A 22843-nucleotide genomic window follows, 5' to 3' on the forward strand; every position below is an offset into this window, starting at 1 on the left:
GCCCTCGGCCTATGTGCCGGCCGCTCACGCAGGTTCACGCAGCCTGAGCGTCGCGCGCGAGTCCCGCCATGAGGCCGCTGGCGCGCTGCACTTTGGCGAGCACGGCGCGATCGAGCACGGAGCGCCCCTCGGGCACCGCGAGCGTGAGAAACGAGCGCGCACGCGTAATGCCGGTGTAGACGAGTTCGCGCGTGAGAATGGGGCTGTATGTGTCGGGCAGCACGAGCGCGGCGTGGGTGAACTCCGAGCCCTGCGATTTGTGGACGGTGAGCGCGAACACCGTCTCCACGCCCTGTAACCGGCTCGGCGAGACCCACTTCACGCCGCCCGAGCCGTCGCCGGCCGGGAAGGCCACGCGCAACACGGGCGGCTCCCCCGCCGCAACGGGCAGCTCCAGCGCGATGCCGATATCGCCGTTCATGAGCCCAAGCTCGTAGTCGTTGTGCATGACGAGCACGGGCCGGCCCGCGTACCAGTCGCCGTGCGGATCGATGAGCCCTTCTTCGTGCAGCAGACGCGCGACGCGCCGGTTCAGGCCTTCGACGCCCCACGGACCGCGCCGCAGCGCGCACAGCAGCTGAAACGCGCCGTGCGCCTTGAGCACGCCAGCGGCCCAGCCGGCAACCGCCTCGGGCGTCGCGCCGGGCTCGGGCCGGGTCGTGCGCATCGTTTCGAGGTAGTGGCGGTAGCCCTGGCGCTGCGTGTGGGCGGCGCTGTGTTCGCCCACGCGGCCATCGACGATCAGCGAGCGCAACGGGCCGTCATCGTCGGCGGGACACACGAGGCGTGCCAGATCCTCGTAGCCGCGCGACCAGATCTTCGCGACTCCCACTGCATCGCCCAGATTGACGAGTTCGGCCAGCGCGCCGATGCCGCTCTCCGATGCGAAACGATGGCTCTCGCGCAGCATCGCGATGGCCTGATCGAGCGGCAGGCCGTGCGCGTCGAGCATGGCCGCGTCGATGCGCTCGCCCGTGGCCGCTTCGAGCCACGCCCGCGACGCCTGCGTGTAGTGCCCTTCGCGCGCGCGGTCGCACAACTCGCCCAGCACCGCCCCGGCCTCGACCGAAGCGAGCTGGTCCTTGTCGCCAAGCAGGATGAGCCGCGCGGAGGGCGGCAGCGCGTCGAGCACGGCGGCCATCATTTCGAGGTCGACCATCGAGGCCTCGTCGATCACGAGCACGTCCACGGGCAGCGGATTCGCGGCGTCGTGCCTGAAGCGCCGGCTGCCGGGCCGCGTGCCGAGCACGCGATGCAGCGTCGTCACGACGGTTGGAATCGCGTTGCGCAGCGCCACGGCGTCGACATGCGCCTGCAGCGCATCGAACGGCAGCCGCTCGACCGCGCCTGCAATCGATTCGTTCAAACGCGCCGCGGCCTTGCCGGTGGGCGCGGCAAGCCGAATGCGCAAGGGCCGCGCGGCATGCGCTCCCTGCCCTGCACGGCCGAGCGCGAGTGTCTGCAGGAGTGCCAACAATCTCACCACCGTCGTCGTCTTGCCCGTGCCCGGCCCGCCCGTGACGATGCTGAACGCGCTGCGCGCGGCGAGCGCGCAGGCGAGCTTCTGCCAGTCGGCGGCGCGCGCAACTTGACCGGCGCGTGGCGCAAACAGCGCATCGAGCGCCGCGCGCGCGATGTCGAGCGGCAACGCGGCTTCGAGCTGTGCCGCGCGTGTGAGCCGGCGCTCGATGCCCTCGCGCACGTCCTGCTCGTATTGCCAATAGCGCCGCAAGTAGAGCCGCGTGCCCGTTAGCACGAGCGGCGCATTGCCTTGTGCCACGTCGGCAATCGCTGTCTCCTCGCTCACGAGATCGGGCACCGCGAGCGCCGCGCGCCATTGCGCGAGTGTCACGCCGGCGAGCACTTCGGCAGGCGGCTGCGCCGGCACTGCAGCCAGCATTTGCGGCCCATCTGGAGGAAGGGACAACGCGAACGCCGGATCTTCCAGCGTGGCCTTCAGGTCGAGACACACATGACCACGCCCAAGCTGATGGCTCGCAAGCGCGGCCGCCAGCAGCAGCAACGGCGGACTGTGCGGCGTTTCCGTCCACAAAAAGCGTGCGAAGGCGGCATCGAGCGTGCGGAGCCAGCCGCGCTCGACCCAATTGTCGAGCACGCCGAGCATTTGCCCGGCCGTTTCGCGCGCGGCGCCGGGCCTCGGTTCCGGCGCGGCGTCCGGCATCTCCAGATGCTCGAACAGATCGCCGGTGAGTCCGTCCTGCCCTTTCGTGCGGCGCCTCGTCATGCCACATCCTCCAGCGTGTTGTGACGCGCGAAGAGCGCGTCGAGTCGTTCGATCAGCTCGCGTGGCGGCCGCTCGCAATGCAGCCCCTGCCCCGGCGCGCGGCCGCCGCGCAGGAACAGATACACGGCGCCGCCCACGTGGCGGTCGTAGTCGTAATCGGGCAGGCGCGACTTGAGCAGCCGATGCAGCGCGAACAGATAGAGCACGTATTGCAGTTCGTATCGCGAATGCAGGATCTGCGCGCGCATTTTCGCGGGCGTGTAGGACGCATCGTCGGGGCCGAGCCAGTTCGACTTGTAGTCGGCCACGTAATAGCGGCCTTCGTGTTCGAACACGAGATCCACGAAGCCCTTGAGCATGCCGTTGAGCGTCGCGGCGTCGAGCGCGGGGCGCGCTTCGCCGTCCAGCGTGAATTCGGTCACAAGCGCGTCGATTGCGAGCGTATCGACGGCATGCGCCGTGACCCAGAACTCCAGTTCGGCCATATACGCGCCGGGTTCGAACGCCGCGAACGCCACGGGCGCCACGCTCTCGCCGTCGATGTCCGGCAGACGCAGCGGCGTGCGCACAAGTTCGAGCATCCACGCCGTGAGCGTCTCGATCCACTGCGACCAGCCGCGCACGCTGCAGCGCCGCGCGACCATGTCGCGCACGCGCGCTTCGTCCTGCGCGATTTCGGCGAAGCCTTCGTTGGCGGCCCATTCCATCAGTTCGTGCAGAAACGTGCCCGCGTCCGCGCCGCGTTCGAACCCGTGCATCGGCGCAAGCGCGGGTGCGACGAGCGTCTGGCCGGCGCTTGCGAATGCATCGTCGTCTTCAGGCGGCACGCTCGCGTCGAGCAGTTCGAGGAACACGTCCTCGCTGCGCGTGTCGGGCGCGCCGCGCGCATCGTCCGCTTCGACGGGCACGCCCGAACCGATCGACGTTTCGAGCGTCTTCAGGCTCGAATAGCTCGCGATCCACCAGCGTTCGCGCTCGCGATGCGCGAGCGTGCGCGCCTTACCGCGCACGGCGCCGGTGTCGCGCAGCGCGAGCAGATCGCGGCGCGCTACGGGAACGGGCGCGACGGCAATGTCCGTGCACTGGCCGCGCAACATGTCGAGCCATGCTTCGGTTTCCTGAGCAGGAATGGCCGCGCCGCCGCCAAGCAGATACCCGAACGCGCTCGCCTCGACGCCCTGCACCGGCCCATAGCCGACCCACGTGGCGTAACGCGCGCGCGTCAGCGCGACGTAGAGCTTGCGCAGGTCCTCGCCGAGGCGCTCGCGATCGGCCTGACGCAGCACGCGCGCGTCGGCCTCGAGCGTGACGCGCAATTCGCCTTCGTCGTCGTGCCACTTGAACGGCACGTCGTCGGGTTTGACGGCGCGGTGCGCGCACGCGAACGGCAAAAACACGAGCGGATATTCCAGGCCCTTCGACTTGTGGATCGTGACCACCTGCACGAGTCCCGCATCGCTTTCCAGACGCAACTGGCGCGCGTCGCCTCCGCCGCCCGCGCTTTCGTCTTCGCGCTGCTCGTCGAGATAGCGGATCAGCGCGTGCTCGCCATCGAGCTGCGTGCTCGCCTGTTGCAGCAGTTCGGCGAGATGCAGCAGGTTCGTGAGCGCGCGCTCGCCATTGAGCCCGGCACCAGCGGTTTCGCCAAGCAGGCGCTGCGGCACGTGAAAGTCGTTGAACAAGCGGCGCAACATCGGCAGCACGCCCTTCCTGCGCCAGCATTCGCGGTACTCGCGGAACTGCAGCACGCGCGACTCCCACGCGATCTCGTCGTGCCCGAGCCGGTCGAGTTCTGCCCACGCGAGCCCGAGCGTGGGGGTGGCGAGCGCCGTGCGCACGAGGCGGCCGTCGTCGGGCTCGGCACAGGCCGCGAGCCAGAAGCGCAGTTCTTCGGCCTGCGGCGTCTGGTACACCGAGTCGCGATCCGACAGATAGACGCTGCGCACGCCACGCGCGGCCAGCGCTTCGCGTATCGCCTGCGCCTCGCTGCGGTTGTTGACGAGCACCGCCATGTCCGCGGGCTGCAACGGCCGCATGCCGCGCTCGCCCGAGAAACCCGCTGCCTGCTCCTGGCCGAGATTGAGCAGGCGCACCATCTCGGTCGCGCAGCTGCCGGCCATGCCCGCGAGATACGCGCCCTTGCTGAGCGGCTTGCCATCTGCGGCAGGCGGCATCCACCAGACGTTGAGCGCGGGCAGCGCCGCGCCGGCGGCAACCAGCCTCTCGGGGCGTCCATGCGCATCGGCAGCCACGAACGGCAGTGCGTTTTCGCGTCCATCAGGGCTGCGAAACAAAAACGCGCCGCTACCCTCTGGCCGCGATTCCGCCGCCTCGAAGCAACGATTCACCGCCTCGACCATCGCGCGCGTCGAGCGGAAATTCTTCTTGAGCGTGTAGAGCCGCCCCTCGCAGGCACGACGCGCACGCAGGTAGGTGTAGATGTCCGCGCCGCGAAACGCGTAGATCGCCTGCTTCGGGTCGCCGATCAGGACGATGGCCGTTTCGGCGTCGTGTTCGGCGATGCGATAGACCGCATCGAAGATCTGATACTGAACCGGGTCGGTATCCTGAAACTCGTCGATCAGCGCGACCGGATACTGCTTGCGGATGATTTCCGCGAGACGTGGGCCGTTCTCGCGCTGCAGCGCCGCGCGCAGCCGCGTGAGCAGATCGTCGAAGCCCATTTGCGAGCGGCGCGCCTCTTCTTCCTCGAAGCGCTTCGCCACCCAGCGTGCCGCATGGCACAGCAGGTCTTGCTTCGCCGCGGGCGGCGCAGCCAGCGATTCGCGCAAGCTTTCCATCGCCACGAAGGCCGCATGCCCGGGCGGCTCGCCCTTCACCCAGATCTCGGCAAGGCCCGCGGGCGTGAGGCGCGTCCACACGGCCGCCTTGTCGTCGAAACCGGGATGCGCGGATTCGGGATCGTTGGCCCAGTCGCGCAGCTTGCCGATCCATGTTTCGCTGTGCTTCGAATTGAGCTTTCTGGCGTCGAACTGTTTCGCGGCGCGCGCCGCGTTGAGCAACGCCTCGACTTCGTCGATCCAGATGCGCCACGGCGCCTTCAGCGTTTCGAGTTCGTCGCGTGCGCGCCGGCGGGCGTCTGCCAGTGCCGCGCCGGGGTCGCATGCGTCGGGCAAAAGATCGGCGTGCGCGAGCAGCCCGCGTATTGCGTCGTGCAATTCGTCGGGACTCGCGAACCATGCCCTCACTTCGGCGGCGCTCGCCGCGTCGAGGGGCGCCATGAAGGTGCGCCAGTAGTCGCGCACGACTTCGGCGCGCAATTCCGTCTGGTCGGTTTCGAGCGTCTGCGAAAAGAGGCTGTCGCTGTCGAACGCGTGCTCGCTGAGCATGCGATTGCACCAGCCGTGAATCGTCGAGACCGCGGCTTCGTCCATCCATTCGGCCGCCAGTTGCAGGCGGCGCGCGCACGCGGGCCACTGCTCCGGCGCGTAGTCCTCGCGCAGATCGTGCAACAGGTCTTCTCCCGGCTCACGCTCGGGCACGTCTTCAGGCTCGACGCGGAAGCATTCGGCGGCTTCGATGAGGCGCGCGCGAATGCGCTCGCGCAGCTCCTTCGTGGCCGCGTCGGTGAAGGTCACGACGAGAATTTCGGGCGGCGTGAGCGCGCGGCCTGACGTGCGCGCCTCGTCATCGAAATCCGCTTCGTCGCTTGCTGCGTTGAGCGCGCCGTGCCCCAGCACGAGGCGCACGTACAGCATGGCGATCGTGAAGGTCTTGCCCGTGCCTGCGCTCGCTTCGATCAGGCGGCTGCCGTAAAGCGGGAAGCGCAGCGGCTCCAGGACTTGGGCGTCCATGTTCCCGAGCGGATTCATGCCGCCCCTCCTGCCTCGCTGGAGGCCCGTTTCGCACGCGACGACGCGAGCGGCGCGCGGCTCACCGGCAGCAGCAGCGTCGTGGCGAGCGTAATGAACTCGTCGTGGGCAACGAGCGCGTCGAAATCGGGGAAGGCTCGGCGCAAATACGCGTTCGTCTCGCGCTCGCCCGGCGTGCGGGCATTGCCCTCGTAGGCCGCGCGTGCGGCTTCCCACGCTTCGGCAGGCACCATCGCGCGCGTGCCGTCGAATGGATCAGGCAGCTTGCGCAGCCATGCGAACGCGGTCTTCACCGCGAGCGGCAAGGGCCGGCGCGCACCGTCGTCCCACGCGGCCAGCAGCGCCACCAGATAGTCGCGCGCAACCTGCGCGTCGAGCGGCGCGAACTCCACCACGCCCACCTTGCTCACGATCACCGTGGTCACCGGCCCGGCCGCGATCTGCGCGGCCACATGCGCGACCCAATAAGGCACGAGACGGTCGCTGCGATAGCGGCTGTCCTTCACGAGCGTGCCCGGCTCCAGAATCACGCGGCCGAGCGCGCCGTCCGGGCCCGCGCGCAAATCGTCGAGCCAGTCGTCGAGCGAGACGATGCGGCCTTCCCGCGTCGCATCGAGACGGATTTCGTATTGATGCTCGAGCGGCTCGGGCCAGCGCGCGAGCGCCTTGCGATATTCGGCGAACAGTTCGGGCATGGGCGCGAGCAGTTCTTCGCCGATCACCTCGCCAAAGCCGCCGGTCGCGAGGTCGCCGCTGCGATGCATGCGCTCGAGGCGCGCAAGCGCGGCCGGTTCGAGATCGTCTTCGCCGCGTTCCATTGCCAGAACCTGCGCGCGGATCAACTCGCCCTGGAGCTGCCACGCCTGCAACGCGTCCACCTCGAAGGGCTCGTGATTTTCGCTCGCCGCGTCCACGCTTTCGAAGGCCACGCGCAGACGCTGCCGGAAGAAGCTGCGAACCGGCTCGCGCAGGAATTCGCCGAGCTCGCGAATCGACAGCGGCTCGTCGCGTTCAGTCGGCGCGAGGACGTCGGCGTTCGCTTCAGCCGCGGGCCGCACCTTGGCGGGCTTGCCCCACTCGTGCGCATACGTATACAGCGTCGCCTCTTCCGGCCGCGGCGGAAAATAGTCCGGGCTGAACGGCTGCAGGCGATGCTCGATGGTCAACGCGTCGAGCAGCGCTTCGCCGTTGTCGTTTTCGTCGCCTTCGAGCCGCCAGCCGGCCTTGAGATGATCGCGCAACTGTCCGACCAGCACCGAAGGCGGACGCGGCGTGTTGTCGGTCACGCTGCGCCCGATCCACGAAACATGCAGATGGTCGCGCGCCGAAAGCAGCGCTTCGAGGAACAGATAGCGGTCGTCTTCGCGGCGCGAGCGGTCGCCGGGGCGATAGTCGCGGCGCATGAGGTCGAAGTCGAGCGGCGTGCGGCTGCGCGGATAGTCGCCGTCGTTCATGCCGAGCAGGCACACGCGCCGGAACGGAATCGCCCGCATCGGCATGAGCGTGGCGAAGGTCACCGCGCCCGCGAAGAAGCGCTGCGAGAGGCCGCCGCCTTCGAGCGCCGCGAGCCAGTTCTCCGCGACGATGGCGAGCGGCAAGCTCTGCGTGAGCGCGGCTTCATCACAGGCCTCGCGCCACGTTTCGAGCGCGCCGTCGAGGCGGTCGAGCGTGTAGGCGTCTTCGTCCTGCGCCGCGAAAAACGCCGCCTTCAACGCGCGCAGACGCTCGCACCACACTTCCACCGTGGCCGGTTCGCGCAGCGTGCGCCACGCGTGGTCGAGCGCATCCACGAGGCGCGTAAGCGGGCCCAGCAACGCGGCGTCGAGCCCACCGATTTCGCTGTACGGTTCGATGCCGCGCCAGGCGCCCGCACGCTCGCCCGCGGCGTAGCCCAGCAGCATGCGCCGCAGACCGAACGCCCAGCTATTGGGTGCGCTGAGTTCGTCGGCCTGGGGGAGCCCGAGGCTCGCACGCTGGCCCGCATGCAGGCCCCAGCGGATATTCGCGCCGTCGATCCAGTTGCGCAGCGTGGGCACGTCTTCGGCGTCGATGCCAAAGCGCGCGCGCACGGCCGGCACTTCGAGCAGGTCGAGCACGTCGCTCACCGTCACGCGCGAGTACGGCAGCGAAAGCAGCATTTCCAGCGCGCCGATGAGCGGGTCGAACGTGCGCTGTGCGCGGTCGGCTACGCTGAACGGAATGCTGCGCGGGTCGCTGCCGTCGAGCAGGCCGAACACCGCCTGGATATGCGGCGCATAGACCTCGATGTCGGGCACCATCACGATTACGTCGCGCGGACGCAGCGTGGGGTCTGCCGCAAATGCGGCGAGCAGGCGATCGTGCAGGATCTCCACTTCGCGCTGCGCGCTATGCGCAACGTGAAAGCGAATGGATTCGTCCGCCTGCACATCGACAGGCTCCCAGTGCTCGCGCGTCTCGCCAAGCGGACGCAGATCGCGAATGTCGTCCTGCAACTGCGAGAGCAGTGTGAGCGCGTCTTCGCCGTCGAACAGATCGATACGCTGACCAATGCGCGAGAAATGCGGCGTGTAAGTCTCGCGCGCTTCATCGCTGTCGTATTCGTCGAGCAGGCCGATGAAGTCGCGTCCCTGCTTGCCCCAGGCCGCGAGCAACGGCTGCGAATGCAGATGCAACTGCGCCTCATCGATCCGGTCGGGCGCACCCGCGCGGCGGCGCTGACGCGCGTGGCGCGCGCGCAGCAGATCCTGATCGGCGACGATGTCGGCCCAGTAGTGCATGCAGGGGTTATGCACGCACATCAGCACCTGGCTCCAGCGCGCGAGCGCCGCGAGCACTTCCACCGACTGGCGTGCGAGGCTCGAAATGCCGAACACCACCAGCCGGCGCGGCAGGCCTTTCGGCCGGGCGTCGCCCGCCTGCCACGACTGCGCGCGCGCCATGAACGCTTCGTGCACGGCGGCACGCCCCGTGTCGCGCAGGCCGATGCCGTCTTGCGCCTGCGCGCCCACATCCGCGAGCAGCGCGCGCCAGAGCGCCGCCTGCCAGCGCGCCTCCTCGGGCAGCGGCGTGCGCGCGTTGCGCGCATCGATCAGCACGTCCTCGTTCGCGGCCCACGCAGCGAGCCAGTCCGCGCGATAGACCTGATACTGGTCGAGCAAATCCGCCACGCGCTGCGCGAGCTGGAAGCACTTGCGCTGATCTTCGTCGTTGGCCATGAAGCGCTTGAGTGGCGCGTAGCCCGGCTCGTCGAGCAGCGCCGGCAGCATGCGCATGAGACGCCAGACGAGGCGCGACTTGTCGAACGGCGAGACCGCGGGCACCGCGTCGTTGCCGAGCACGGCGCGATACACCTGCCACAGGAAACGCGACGGCAGCGACATTTCGAACGCCGCCGCGATCCCGCAGCCGCCCTCCTCGGGATCGGCGGCAAACGCGAGCTTGAGCCACTGCGCGATGCCGTTGCTCTGCACGAGGAACATTTCCTTTTCGAGCGGCGCGATCGGGTTCTGGCCGATCCAGCTCACGATCAGGTCGCGCATGCGCTCGGGCTGATTGCCGTGAACGAGCATCAGCCCGGTGGGCAGTTCGCGCGCGCTCAAGCGCGGCTCCGGCGCGCCTGACACAGGTTACGCGCGGGTTGTGCAGATGGGGCGGGGAAGCGGAGAAAAGGAATTGCGGCCATGTCGCCTGTTCGTGTTTAGTGCCGGTACATACCGGTACATGCCGGTACGCGCCGTTACTTGCCGATACGAATGGCGCGGGCGGCATTTGCGCCCGCGCGATGCGACAGTTTACGACAATCGAGGCCGTGGCGAGCGCCGCTTTCGCGCGCAGGCCGCGGCGTTGGCACCGGCAGGCGCAGCCTAGCCCAGACGCTTGCCCGTAGCCGGATCGAAGAAGTGCAGGCGCGCCGGCGGCAGGTGCACGGCCAGCCGCTCGCCGGGCGTGGGCCGCGTTTCGTGCGGCAGGCGCACCACCACATCCGCGCTGCCCCAGCGGCCGTGCGCGAGGTTGTCCGCGCCGAGCAATTCACAGGTCTCGACTTCGAGCGTGACCGGCTCGTTGGCGCCGCGCGCGTGCATATGCTCGGGCCGCACGCCCAACACGCATTGCGCGCCCTTCGGCAGCCAGGCCGGCGCATCGCCGAGCGGCAGATGCGGCCCGTTGCCCGCGACTTCGAAGCGCCGGCCGTCGTCGCTCACGCGCCCGCGCAGCAGGTTCATGGCCGGCGAGCCGATGAAGCTCGCCACGAACATCGAAGCGGGCCGGTCGTACACGTCGCTCGGCGTGCCGATCTGCTCCGCGCGTCCGCCGTTGAGCACCATCACGCGCTGCGCAAGCGTCATCGCCTCGATCTGGTCGTGCGTGACGTACAGGCTCGTCGTACGCAAACGCGCATGCAGACGCTGGATCTCGAGGCGCATCTGCACGCGCAGCTTCGCGTCGAGGTTCGAGAGCGGTTCGTCGAACAGAAACACCGAAGGCTCGCGCACGATCGCGCGGCCCATCGCCACGCGCTGACGCTGGCCGCCCGAAAGCTCGCGCGGCTTGCGCTCGAGCAGCTTGCCCAGTTCGAGGATTTCGGCGGCCGCCGCCACGCGCGAATCGATCGTCGAGCGGTCGAGCCCCTGCAGCTTCAGGCTGTAGCCCATGTTGCGCGCGACCGTCATGTGCGGATAGAGCGCGTAGTTCTGGAACACCATGGCGATGTCGCGATCCTTGGGCTCCACGCGATTGACCACCTTCTCGCCGATGGCGATCTCGCCCGACGTGATCGTTTCCAGCCCCGCGACCATGCGCAGCAGCGTGGACTTCCCGCAGCCCGACGGGCCGACGAGCACCATGAATTCGCCGTCCGCCACCTGCACGTCGATGCCGTGCAACACCTGTTGCGCGCCATCGTAAGACTTCGTGACGCCCCGTATGCTCAATGCCGCCATGCCGTCCCCCGAATTGCCTTCATGCTTATTTCTCCACGTCCACGAGGCCGCGCACGAACCAGCGCTGCATGGCCAGCACCACCACGAGCGGCGGCTGCATGGCGATCATCGTCGCGCACATCACGAGATGCCATTGCGTCGCTGCGTCGCCGCTCGAAATCATGCTCTTGATGCCCACCACGGCGGTCGTCATCGAAGCCGTGCTCGACATGAGAATCGGCCACAAATACTGGTTCCAGCCGTAAATGAACGTAATGACGAACAGCGACGCGATGTTCGTTTTGGAAAGCGGCAGCACGACGTCCCAGAAGAAACGCAGCGGCCCCGCGCCGTCGATACGCGCCGCCTCGATCAGCTCGTTGGGCAGCGTGAGGAAGAACTGGCGGAACAGAAACGTGGCCGTGGCCGAAGCGATGAGCGGCAGCGTGAGGCCCGCGTAAGTGTTCGTGAGATGCAGTGTGGCCGCGACCTGCACCGTGGGGAAAATGCGCACTTCCACGGGCAGCATGAGCGTCACGAAGATCAGCCAGAACGCGAGACGCCGGAACGGAAAGCGGAAAAACACGATCGCATAGGCCGAGATGATCGATATGGCGATCTTGCCCACCGAAATCACGAGCGCCGTGATGACGCTGTTCATGAGCATCACGCCGAACGGGCTCGCCGCGCTGCCCGTGCCCACGTTCCACACGGTGGCCATGTTCGCGAACAGATGGGTGCCCGGCACGAGCGAGAGCGGCACCGAGAAGACTTCTTTCTCGTTCATCGTGGCGGCGCAAAACGCCACGTACACGGGAAAGGCCACCACCGCCACACCGAGCAGCAGCATGACGTGGCAGAACAGGTTGAAGTATTTGCGGTTCTCGACCATCAGTACTGCACCCGTCGTTCGATAAAGCGAAACTGGAAGATCGTGAGCGCGGTCACGATCACCATCAGCACGACTGACTGCGCGCCCGAACTGCCGATGTCGAGGCCCCGGAAACCTTCGTCGAAGATCTTGTAGACGAGCGTGCGCGTGGCCTGGCCAGGCCCGCCGCCCGTTGCCGCGTCGATCACGGGGAAGGTGTCGAAGAGCGCGTAGACCACGTTCACCACGAGCAGAAAGAAGCTCGTGGGCGAGAGCAGCGGGAACGCAATGCCGAAGAAGCGCCGCACGGGACCCGCGCCGTCGATGGCGGCCGCCTCGAAGAGGGACTGCGGAATCGACTGCAGGCCCGCGTAGAAGAACAGGAAGTTATAGCTGATCTGCTGCCAGACCGATGCGTTCACAACGAGCGTCATGGCCTGGCCGGGGTTGAGCGCGTGATTCCACGTCACGCCGAAGCGTGCGAGCGCGAAGGTCACGAGACCGATGCTCGGGTTGAACAGAAAGCCCCACAACACGGCGGCAATGACCGGCGCGACCGCATACGGCCAGATCAGAAACGTTTGATAAAAGCGCTTGCCGCGCGTCACGTGGTGCGCCATGGCTGCCAGCAGCAGCGAAATGGCGAGGCCGCCGAACGTGACGAGCGCCGTGAACACGAGCGTCGTCTCGACCGAGGCCAGATAGAGCGGATCGTGCAGGAGCCGCGTGAAGTTGGCGAAGCCGACGAAGACCGACGACGTGCCGAAGGCGTCCTGGGCCTGGGTGGACTGCAGGAGCGCTACCCCGGCCGGCCACAGGAAAAAGATCACGGTCACCGCCAGTTGCGGCCCGACGAGCAGGTACGGCAGCAGGCTCGCCCCAAAACGGGAGCGTTGTTCCATTGCGTCACTCTCCTCGAGTGGCGGCGTTCGGACGGGCGCGAACACCGGTTGACGCGGCTTGTTGATCGAATTGAGCCGCTTCATGGGCGGCGCCGCGTTCGCATTCTAGCCGAGACTCGTGACAATACGGGCCAAAGCGCGGGGCAAAGCGCGGGGGAAAGCACGGGACTGGAGGCCGCGCTCGGGCGCCGGGAGCGGGATTGACGCGGGGAGGTATGGGGCGAGCGGGCTGCGCGGAGGTTGATCCGGCGCACAGCGTCTCCCGATCGCGAAAATAGCGGGGACGTCGCCGCCCCCTGACTTCATCGTTCGACTCGCCGCTCAGGCGAGCGCCGCCGCTGCGAATTTGCCCATGTCGGTGGCGGGATCGCGCAGCGCGTCGAGATCGAGCTTTACGCCCTTGCCAACGAGCTTCTTGCCGCACAGGAAATCGGGCATCGAATTGACGGCGTCGACCGCGAGCAGCACACGGTCCTTCAGGTAGTACACCGCGAAGCGCCGCGCTGCCGGGTCGCCGCGCACGATGGCCTCGTCATAGCCTTCGAGCAGGCCCACCGTCTGCAGCTTGAGGTCGTACTGATCGGACCAGAACCACGGCGCGTCGCAGGCAGGACGCGGCTTGCCGACGATCGCGGCGGCCGCGAGCTTCGCCTGCTCCACCGCGTTGTGCACGCTTTCCAGGCGCCCCGCGCGGCCATAGTGCGCAAGCGGCCGATGCGCGCAATCGCCGATCGCGAAGACCTCCGGGTCGCTCGTGCGCGTGTCGTCGTCCACCTGAATACCGTTGGCGCATGTGATGCCCGCCGCTTTCGCGAGCGCCTCGTTCGGCAGGATGCCGATGCCGACCAGCGCGAGCGTGGCGGGGACGATCTCGCCGTCCGCCAGCTTCACGCCGGTGAGCTTGCCGCCCTCGCCCACGAGCGCCTCGATCTTCGCGTTCAGGCGCAGTTCCACGCCCTGCGCGCGATGCTCGTTCGCATAGAACGTGGAAACGGTCTCGCCCGTCACGCGGCCCAGCACGCGCGGCGCGGCTTCGAGCACGGTGACCTCGTGGCCGAGCTGGCGCGCCGCCGCGGCCGCTTCGAGGCCGATATAACCGGCGCCGATCACCACGAGCTTCTCGCCCGGCTTCACGCGCTCGCGCAGCACGTCGGCGTCGGCGAGCGAGCGCAGCGCGACCACGCCCGCGAGATCGTGGCCCGGCACCGTCAACGCGCGCGGTGTCGAGCCGGTGGCGAAAATCAGTTTGTCGTATTGCAGCTGGCTGCCGTCGGCGAGCGTGAGCGTGCGGCTCGCGCGGTCGAGCGATTGCGCGCTCGCGCCGAGCTTCAGTTCGATGCGCTGCTCGTCGTAAAACGCGCGCGGTTTGAGCCACAGGCGCTCGACGTCGGCCTCGCCCTTCAAATACGCCTTGCTGAGCGGCGGCCGGTGATAAGGCGGCACCGGTTCTTCGCCGACCAGCACCACGCGGCCGCCAAACCCGTATTGCCGCAGCAGCGCCGCGGCGTTGCCGCCCGCGTGCCCTGCCCCAACGATCACCACCGCACTGCCGTCTTCCTGCATGTCCGCTCCCGCCTTTTCCGCTTTCTACCCGTTAATTGATTCATTGCGCGCAGCGGCGGCCGCGACGCATAGGCGCGCTGGAAGCCTCGCGCCTATGGGCCGCCCTCGCCGTTCGCCGCGTCAGGAACGAGATCATCTCATGGTTCGCGCTTGCGCAAGGCAATCAGTCGAAGGCGCGGTCGTTCGGCGCGGCATAGAGCGCGCGCAGTTGTTCGCTCATCGGAAACTCGAAATTCACGCGCTGGGGTGGCACCGGCTTCTCGAACCACTTCGCGTACATCGCATTGATTTCGCCACTCTTCATGAGCCCCGCCATCGTGTCGTTCACGAGTTGCCGGAACTCAGGGTCGCCGTTGCGCATCATGAAGGCATAGGCCTCCGACGATTGCGGCGTGCCCACGATCACCCATTCGGAAGGCTTCGCCGTGAGTGAGCGCGTGCCGGCGAGCAGCACGTCGTCCATCATGTAGGCCACTGCGCGGCCCGACTCGAGCGTGGCGCGCCCCTCGCCATAATCGCGCGCGCTGATGATGCGCATGTTCATCTGCTTGTCGATGTTCATGCGCCGCAAGATACGCTCGGACGTCGTGCCCTGGTTCGTGAGCACCGTCTTGCCCGCGAGATCGGCGAAGTCGTGAATGCGCGAGTCCTTGCGCGTGAGCAGGCGCGTGGTCGCGACGAAGAACGTATCGGAGAAACTCACCTGGGCCTGGCGCGCCTTCAGGTTCGTCGTGACGCCGCATTCGAGGTCCACGGTGCCGTTCTGCACGAGTGGGATGCGGTTTTGCGAAGTGACGGGAATGAAATGCACCTGCAAGTTCGGGCGCTTCGTCCTGAGCTTGACTGCGTCGATGACCTTGTCGCAGATGTCCTGCGAAAAGCCGATCACCTGGTGGTCGCCGACCACGTACGAGAACGGCACCGAGGTCTCGCGATGACCAATGGCGATGATATTCGCCGAGCGGATCTTCTCGAGCGTAGGCTGCGCGACCTGCGCGGCCGCGGGCTGCAGCAGACAGAGGCACGGCACGATGGCCCAGCAAGCCGGCGACAGCCGCTTCAGTCGGTTCATGGGTCGGTCCTCGTCGTTCGCTTCGTCTGCGGGGATCATCTTGCGCGGTCGAAGCATCCATTTGTCGCCACAATCGACCATCGCGCAACATGCGGGAAATACCAGGGGTACGAGCGAAGGCAGCGCTTCGATCAGGAAGATGATCGTAGCGAGAGGCAACAAATGTTGTCAATCGTCTGTAAGCAACAGGAAGATAGACGAAACCTCACCGGCCCGGGACCCGGCGCTAGAATCGTCGAACCGGGGGTCTCGACGACCCCCTTGTACTGGAGGACCGCGCGCCATGAATTCGACCCTGCTGCCCCGCCGCCCGCGCGTGTATCTCGCCGGCTTCGACGTCTTCCGGCGCGACGCGCTCGAGCACGGCGCACGCCTCGTCGCCGCGTGTGCGGAATTCGGCTTCGAAGGCGTCTATCCGCTCGACGCGCAAGCGCCCGCGGACCTCGACGGCCCGCGCCAGGCCGCGTGGATCTATCGCGCGAACGTCGAATCGATCCGCGCCGCCGATATCGTGATGGCAAACGTCAACGACTTTCGTGGCCCCGGCGAGCCCGACTCCGGCACCGCCTTCGAGATCGGCTATGCGGCCGCGCTGGGCAAGGAAATCTGGGCTTACTCATCCGACGAAGGCACGCTCATCGAACGCGTGCCCTCCGTACCCGACGCGCAAGGGCGCGTGTGCGAACGCGGCTATCTGGTGGAAGATTTCGGCCTGGCGAAGAACCTGATGATCGCGTGCGCGGCGCGCCTCGTGCAGGGCGACGCGCGCGCGTGTCTCGAAGCCATGGCGCAGGGGCGCACGCCATAACCGCGTGCAAATGCGTGCGCCGGCGCCGGCAAAAAATTCAATGATGCATGGTGCTCATCGTGCTCATGCGCTGGAGCGCGCGAATGCGCGCCACCGCGGGGCGGTCCGTCACGGCGACTTGATAGAGCTTCGCGACATCGGCCTTGAGCGCCGTGCGTGAGCCGGCGTCGAGATACACCATGTGCCCCGATGGATAGAAACGCGCGCTCAGGTTATCGCGCACCTTCTGGTCGAGCAGCGGCATCTTCTGCAGGTCGATCACGGTCTGGTAGAACGGCGTGACGAAGTCGTAGTAGCCGTTTGCCGAGAGCACGCGCAAATCCGGATTCAGCGCCATCACCGCCGCGAGATCGCCGGCCGTGTAAAGCACGATATTGCCCTGCGCGTCCACGCCCTTTTGCGCACCCGTCGGGTCGATATGGCCGAAGTTCCAGTTCTTGAATGCCTGATCGTTCAGGTCCGTGAATGACGAGTTCGTGCGGAATTTGAGCTGCTCGTTCAGATAGCTGTTCCACATCGCCGTATAGACGCCGCTCACCGCCGTCATGGTGGGATCGTTGCCGCCCGAGTTGGGGTCGATGTTGCCGGCAATGCCCGTGTCGATGGCAGTCACGCGGCCGTCGTACGAGCCGAGCGCCACGCCCTTGTCCTTCAGGAGGGAGATCAGAAAAAGCGAATTGCCATGGCTGTCGTACGAGGCGATGTCGAGATTCCACGACTCCAGCGTTTGCGTGTCGATGCCCGTGTATTGCGACAAGGTCTTGAGCGTGGCCGGAATGCTCTTGTCGTTCGGATCGGGAAACTTCGACAGCGCCTGCAGGTAATCGGTGCGCGCGAATTGCGCGACTTGCGCGGCGAACGCCTGCAAGTCCTTCGGCGCGGGCGTCACGCCGAGGCGCTTGTGGTACCACGCGTCGGCGGCCGCCGTGGGCAGCGCGCCCACCGGATTGCCGGCTTGCGTGTAATCGAGAATCGACGACTGCAGCGTGATGCCGTTCAGATCCACGCCGTCCTCGTGCAGCCGGTAGGCCAGCACGCAACTGCGCGCCGTGCCATACGACTCGCCATAGAGAAACTTCGGCGAATTCCAGCGATCGTTCGCCGTGAGGTAGCGCTTGATGAACTGCTTGAGCGAATCCGCATCCTGATCCACGCCCCAGAAGTCGCGGTTGTGATGCGGCGCGATCGCGGCCGAATAGCCCGTGCCCACTGGATTGATGAAGATGAGGTCGCTCTTGTCGAGCAGGCTGTCCGGATTGTCTTCGAGCGTATAGGGCGCGGGCGGTGTGAAGCCCGGCATCGAGGTCTTGATGCGCTTGGGCGCGAACGAGCCGAGCAGCACGAACACGGAAGACGAGCCCGGGCCGCCGTTGTAGAAGAACGTGACGGGACGGTCCTGCGCCTGCACGCCGTCCTTCGTGAACGCCACGTAGAAGATCTTGGCGTCGGGCTGCGAACTGCTCGGATCGACCGTCACGAGGTGACCCGCCGTGGCCGTATAGGCGATGACTTCCTTGCCGATCTGGATCGCGTGATGCGTGATCGCGGCGTTCTCGGTCATGTCGGTGACGAAGTCGTCGGGACCGTTGCCGTAAGCGGTGGGATCGAAGCAAGGCTGATCGGCCTGGGAGCGATGCTTGCCGTTGCCGCTCGCGGGGCTGGCCCCTTGAGCGCCGCCGTTGCCCTTGGTGGACTGCGCTTCGTCGTTCATGTCGTCTCCACATTCTGTGTGTTCGCGTTCGAGACAGTGAATGCGACTTCGAATGCAACCTCTCATGCAACCCGCATCGCGCCCGCCGCTTGCCTCTCGTGCTCAGCGCGCGTCGCGGCGGCGTGCCGCGCTCATCCTACGCCGAGCCGAGCGCGGTTGCCACCTTGCTGCCCACCGGCGTGCCGAGGCCCGTGCAGGCGTCCCAGCCCGGCGCCGCCGAGAAGTCGCCATTGCTGCCGCTCGTCACGTCGTTGAAGGCGCCGGGCTGCGCATAGAGCTTCGCGTTCGCGAAACCGACGGGCGTGCCGCGCGCCGCGTTGATGCGCGCGATCAGCGCCGCCCACAGCGGCGCGACGGCGCTCGTGCCGCCCACCACCGTATCCGCGCCCGCCACGCGCACTTCGTAACCCGTGGCGGGATCGGCGTCGGCTGAGACGTCGGGCACGCCGCGCCGCACCAGCGCCCCCGCCCCGCCGCTGCCACGCACGACGCGCAGGCCCTTTTGCCAGTCCGGCAACGCGAACGTCGCGCTCACGCCGCCGCCGGTCGCGCCGTTATCACCTTCGCTCCACACGGTTTCCTGCGAGATGCGTCCGTTCGACGCCGCGATGTGCGTGCCGCCGCAACCGAGTGCGTAAGGGCTCGACGCGGGGAAGTCCACATGATCGGCGCCGTCGCTCACGCCGTCCGACGAGCCGCTGTCGCCCGAAGCCGTGCACACGGTCACGCCGAGCGCGACGGCCGTTTGCAACGCGTCGTTCAGCGCGCCGAGCGTTTGCTGCGACCACGCCGACTCCGGCGCGCCCCAGCTGATCGAGATGACTGAAGGCTTACGCTGGCTGTCGTGCAGCGCGGCGCTCACCGCATCGACGAAGCCCGCCTCGCTGTTCGGCGCGAAATAGACGGCGATGAGCGCCCCGGGTGCCAGCGCACCGGCGATCTCCACATCGAGCGTGACTTCGGCGTCGGGGCCGTTGGGGTCGCCGGTCGGCGCGTTCGTCGCCTGATCGACGGACACGTCTTCCACGCGCGGCGCGCTCACGCCCAGCTCGCTGAAATAGGCGCTAAGGTCCGCCGTGTCATAGCCGCCGCCCATTTCGATCAGGGCAATGCATTGGCCGCCGCCGTCGCCCGCGGGAAAGCTGTATAGCTCCGCGAGCTGCAACGGCGTGAACGATCTGGTCACCGCTCGCGCGGCGCGGATTGGCGGGCGGATAGAGGCACCCGGTGCGCCCGGCGCGTCTGCCGGCGCGTTGGTCAGACTCGTCGGCATGATGCGAAAGTGCGGCTGCGCCTTCGCACGATTGTCGAGCCCCACCACCGCGGTGACGACCTCATGCATGTCTTCCGGCAAATGCAGGGGGCCGCTCGGCTGGTGAAAGTGATGGGTGGTTTTGCCGACCTGATGCTCGAAACGCTGCAGGTCGATGCCGAAGGCGGCGTTGTACTGCTGCACCGTGCCCGAGAGCACGACGCGGCGCGCCGAGGCATCGGCCTGATCCACGCTGAGCCCATGCGCGCTCGCGAACTGCTTGACGCGCTCGATGTCGGCGGCGCTGGCGCCAAAGCGCCGCTCGTATTCCTCGCGCGAAACCGGCTGCGCGGCGGGGTCGTTCGCGGCGAGCCGGTCCACCAGCTCGTGAAATTCTGCCGACGCCTGACGCCGCAGGATCAGCACGACCCTGAAGCGCTCCGCCGGGTCGCAAGCGCCGACGCACTGCGCGCCGGCGGGCGCGGGATGTTCACTGCCTGCCACGGGTAGGTGCCTGGTCATGGCCGGTTGCTCCTCCTTGAAGCGCGTGCCTGGGTTCTGGTCTTCGGACACGCGTTGAATGACGGGAGTTCCGCGCGCCAAACCGGCCCGGAATGCCGTACAAAATCGTTGGAATATTCACGCAGCATGGCCGCCGCACGAGCGGCCCACCACGCGGCACGAACGCAAACGACGCGTTGCACGCATTCGGCATGCCCGCCAGAACCGTTATACACCGGTGACGATTGCAAAGTTGTCACGGCGACGCGGCAAGGCCAGGTCGCGGAGGAATGTTGGGGAGATAATGCGAGATGGGTGAAACGCGCGCGGGCTTCGAGCCCGCGCGCATGAAGTACCCCGTAGCGTGGTTGTGCCGCTATGGAGTTTTATGCCGCCGCGGGCAGCGCCGCCGGCAGATGCGCTTGCAGATACGCTTCGAACTCGTCCTTGACTTCCGGATGGCGCAGCGCGAACTCCACCGTCGCCTTCAGGTAGCCGAGCTTGCTGCCACAGTCGAAACGCGTGCCCATATAGCGGTATGCGAGCACCTGTTCTTCGGTGAGCAGCGACTGCAAGCCATCGGTGAGTTGAAGCTCGCCGCCTGCGCCCGGCTTCAGTGCGCGCAGATGTTCGAAGATCGTGGGCATCAGCACGTAGCGGCCCACCACGCCGAGATTCGACGGCGCGACTTCCGGCGCCGGCTTTTCGACGATGCCCGACAGCTTGAACACATCCTCTTCCCACTCGCGGCCGTCGACGATGCCGTACGACGCGCTGTCTTCACGCGCGATCGATTCAACGCCCACCACCGAGCTGTGATAGTGATTGAACGTGTTCACGAGCTGCTTCATGACCGGCGTGTGGCTGTAGAGCAGGTCGTCCGCGAGAATCACGGCGAACGGCGCGCCGCCCACGAGCTTTTCCGCGCACAGCACGGCGTGGCCGAGACCGAGCGCCTCGGCCTGGCGCACGTAGAAGCAGTCCACATTGGCTGGCTTGATGCTGCGAACGACGTCGAGCAGCTTTTGCTTGTTGCGGGCTTCGAGTTCGCATTCGATCTCGTACGACTTGTCGAAATGGTCTTCGATCGCGCGCTTGCTGCGGCCGGTCACGAAGATCATTTCGGTAATCCCCGCAGCGATCGCCTCTTCCACCGCGTACTGAATGAGCGGCTTGTCGACGATCGGCAGCATTTCCTTCGGGCTCGCCTTGGTGGCGGGCAAGAAGCGCGTCCCAAGGCCTGCAACAGGAAATACCGCTTTGGTTACTTTCAGCATGATGTCCATTCCCAGATCGTTCGTTTGAGTCTCGGTCTCGCAGCGAGGCAAGCCGACTTCCCCGAGGTTCTGCCGTGGCAGATTCTTGTATTGAATAAGATTGTTTAGCGCCTTTTAAGGAATAAAAAAAGGCCAATAAATTCGGATTACACGATTCCAGCATAACACCGGAAATTATTACCATTCATCCTGGATAATTCCAGGCAGATCGGCATGAATTTCCTGCTCGGGTCTTCTGTCAATGACGCGTCTTGTTCGGGGCGCAGGCTATTCCGCTTCGTCAACGGGCGGCAATGCGCCGGAGCGCGTGCGTGCGCGCCGGATGGGCTCGTTGCGCAACGCCTCGCGATACGCGGACACCCCCACGAGTATCAACAGCACGGCCACGCCGGCCAGCAAGTGCAGGTTCATCGGATTCTCCAGCGACCATAGTCGATCACGCTCAAACTAGCATTCCAAATTCGATAAATAAACCGCTTTGTTTTTCAATCCATTTATTTCTCCATTTATCGTTTCCGTATGAATACATTTTGAAAATCTTTTGCTTACTTCCCTCGCGCGCGCGCCCCTAAGATCGGCGGATACTCTCCCCAAGGACCGGCCGACACCGATGAGCGATCCCGTACTCCAAACCGCCATGCCGCCTGCATCCGCCCTGCCCGCCGCTGCTGCTCCTGCAGCGCGGCCGGTGGCTGCGGCCCGCGAGCTTGCCGGCGAGCATCTGATCGAAGCCCTGCGCGGCTTTGCGGCCTTGCTGGTGGCCTATTTCCATTGCCGCCAGGTCACCTGGATCGGCATGGGCGCGTTCCACCAGCTGCACGCCAGCCTCGCGAGCCCCGGGACGCTGGCCGCGTGGCTGACGTTCCCGATTGCGTGGGGATCGGCGGGCGTGCCGATTTTTTTCGTCATCAGCGGCTATTGCATTCACCGCAGCGGCGCCGCGCGGCTCTTCTCGAACCCCGATTTCCGGCTCGACGCGCGGCAGTTCTGGTTGCGCCGCTTCGTGCGCATCTATCCGGTGCTGCTCGCCGCGTTGCTGCTCACGCTGGCTGTGGATTCGGTCAGCCTCTCGCTGCTTCCTGTGAGCCACAAGATCAATGAGATCGGGGTGCGTGATTTCTTCGTGAACCTGTTCTCGCTGCAAGGCGTGGCTGGTAAGACGTATGGCTCGAATGGCGCGCTCTGGACTCTTTCGCTCGAGGTGCAGTTCTATCTGCTGTATCCGCTGCTCTTTGCTGCGCGCCGCCGGTTTGGGTTGAACGTCGTGCTCGTTGCCGTGGCCCTCATCAATGTCGTTTCCGCGTTGACGCTGGAGCGGCATGACATCATCGTTTTCACTTCGTACTGGTTCTCGTGGATGCTTGGCGCCTGGATCGCCGAAGTGCGTTTGCGCGGGTCTTCTGGCTTTCGGTTCGCCTATCCTGCTGCGGCGCTCTTCGCTGTCGCCGGTTGCGTGGCGTTTCACTTCGGGCAGTTTGGGGCGTTTCAGCTTTGGGCTTGCGCGTTTGCCTGCTATCTCGTCAAAGCGCTTGCGCGGCCTGCGCCTGCTTCCCCTGGCTTTCTGCAGTCGCTGTTCTCCAGGATCGGCGATTTCAGCTACTCGCTCTATCTCATTCACTTGCCGCTCTTCGTATTGCTCGGCTCGCTATTGTTCCGCTCGGAGCTGCAGTCTTCGATATGGCCTTCGTTCGGCTTCACTCTGGCCGTGATTCCCGTTGCCTGGGTGTTCTATCGGATCTTCGAAAAGCCCGCGCTTCATGCTGCTGCTCGGCTTAGGAAGCGGGTCGTCGCTTGATCCTCTTTGGCCGCTTTGGCCACTTTGGCCTTTCCTTGTTTTCGCGTCGGTATGCAGGCGTTGCCCCTGTGCGGGGCGGCACCTACTTTCTTTGCAGCGGCAAAGAAAGTAG

At 66.3% G+C, this 22843-nt stretch carries 14 protein-coding genes; 2 read left to right on the plus strand and 12 right to left on the minus strand.

Features of this window, described 5'->3' with window-relative positions:
- Positions 1–34: 34 nt before the first annotated feature.
- From recD to ACOJB8_RS14510, 8 genes are all read right to left on the minus strand, one after another.
- Positions 35–2245: an exodeoxyribonuclease V subunit alpha gene (gene recD, locus ACOJB8_RS14475; RefSeq protein WP_475013042.1), complete on the minus strand. Its 2211-nt coding sequence runs from the start codon at positions 2243–2245 to the stop codon at positions 35–37.
- The gene (recB, locus tag ACOJB8_RS14480; protein ID WP_475013044.1) at positions 2242–6078 is read right to left on the minus strand and encodes an exodeoxyribonuclease V subunit beta; all 3837 of its coding nucleotides are present in this window, start codon (positions 6076–6078) and stop codon (positions 2242–2244) included. Before recB ends, recD begins: the two co-directional genes overlap by 4 nt.
- Complete coding sequence (gene recC, locus ACOJB8_RS14485) at positions 6075–9659, minus strand: exodeoxyribonuclease V subunit gamma (protein WP_475013046.1); 3585 nt, start codon at positions 9657–9659, stop codon at positions 6075–6077. Before recC ends, recB begins: the two co-directional genes overlap by 4 nt.
- 264 nt (positions 9660–9923) lie before the next feature.
- Positions 9924–11000 carry a sn-glycerol-3-phosphate import ATP-binding protein UgpC gene (locus ACOJB8_RS14490; RefSeq protein ID WP_368617782.1) on the minus strand — a complete coding sequence of 359 codons (1077 nt, stop codon included), beginning with the start codon at positions 10998–11000 and terminating at the stop codon, positions 9924–9926.
- A gap of 25 nt (positions 11001–11025) precedes the next feature.
- Complete coding sequence (ugpE, locus tag ACOJB8_RS14495; RefSeq protein WP_475013048.1) at positions 11026–11871, minus strand: sn-glycerol-3-phosphate ABC transporter permease UgpE; 846 nt, start codon at positions 11869–11871, stop codon at positions 11026–11028.
- Positions 11871–12752, minus strand: a complete 882-nt coding sequence (ugpA, locus tag ACOJB8_RS14500; protein ID WP_475013050.1) for a sn-glycerol-3-phosphate ABC transporter permease UgpA — start codon at positions 12750–12752, stop codon at positions 11871–11873. Before ugpA ends, ugpE begins: the two co-directional genes overlap by 1 nt.
- Positions 12753–13073: 321 nt before the next feature.
- Positions 13074–14315: an NAD(P)/FAD-dependent oxidoreductase gene (locus ACOJB8_RS14505; protein WP_475013052.1), complete on the minus strand. Its 1242-nt coding sequence runs from the start codon at positions 14313–14315 to the stop codon at positions 13074–13076.
- Between the two features lie 163 nt (positions 14316–14478).
- Positions 14479–15387: a glutamate/aspartate ABC transporter substrate-binding protein gene (locus ACOJB8_RS14510; RefSeq protein ID WP_069266175.1), complete on the minus strand. Its 909-nt coding sequence runs from the start codon at positions 15385–15387 to the stop codon at positions 14479–14481.
- A 283-nt stretch (positions 15388–15670) separates the two neighbouring features.
- On the opposite strand from ACOJB8_RS14510, the gene ACOJB8_RS14515 reads away from it, so the two are divergent.
- Positions 15671–16195 carry a nucleoside 2-deoxyribosyltransferase gene (locus ACOJB8_RS14515; RefSeq protein ID WP_069266034.1) on the plus strand — a complete coding sequence of 175 codons (525 nt, stop codon included), beginning with the start codon at positions 15671–15673 and terminating at the stop codon, positions 16193–16195.
- A 37-nt stretch (positions 16196–16232) separates the two neighbouring features.
- Here ACOJB8_RS14515 and ACOJB8_RS14520 read toward each other — a convergent pair whose 3' ends face one another.
- The 4 genes from ACOJB8_RS14520 to ACOJB8_RS14535 all read right to left on the minus strand — a co-directional run bounded on the left by ACOJB8_RS14520 (position 16233) and on the right by ACOJB8_RS14535 (position 21347).
- The gene (locus tag ACOJB8_RS14520; protein WP_069266035.1) at positions 16233–17906 is read right to left on the minus strand and encodes a S10 family peptidase; all 1674 of its coding nucleotides are present in this window, start codon (positions 17904–17906) and stop codon (positions 16233–16235) included.
- Between the two features lie 136 nt (positions 17907–18042).
- Entirely contained in the window at positions 18043–19680 is a 1638-nt protein-coding gene (locus tag ACOJB8_RS14525) for a S53 family peptidase (protein WP_069266036.1), read from the minus strand.
- A gap of 365 nt (positions 19681–20045) precedes the next feature.
- Positions 20046–20936, minus strand: a complete 891-nt coding sequence (galU, locus tag ACOJB8_RS14530) for a UTP--glucose-1-phosphate uridylyltransferase GalU (protein WP_069266176.1) — start codon at positions 20934–20936, stop codon at positions 20046–20048.
- Positions 20937–21203: 267 nt separating this feature from the next.
- On the minus strand, positions 21204–21347 hold the full coding sequence (locus ACOJB8_RS14535) for a hypothetical protein (RefSeq protein WP_165979327.1): 144 nt from the start codon (positions 21345–21347) through the stop codon (positions 21204–21206).
- Between the two features lie 199 nt (positions 21348–21546).
- Here ACOJB8_RS14535 and ACOJB8_RS14540 point away from each other — a divergent pair, with 199 nt between their 5' ends.
- Positions 21547–22731: an acyltransferase family protein gene (locus ACOJB8_RS14540; protein WP_475013062.1), complete on the plus strand. Its 1185-nt coding sequence runs from the start codon at positions 21547–21549 to the stop codon at positions 22729–22731.
- Positions 22732–22843 lie beyond the last annotated feature (112 nt).

The organism is Paraburkholderia sp. BR10141, from assembly GCF_056155635.1.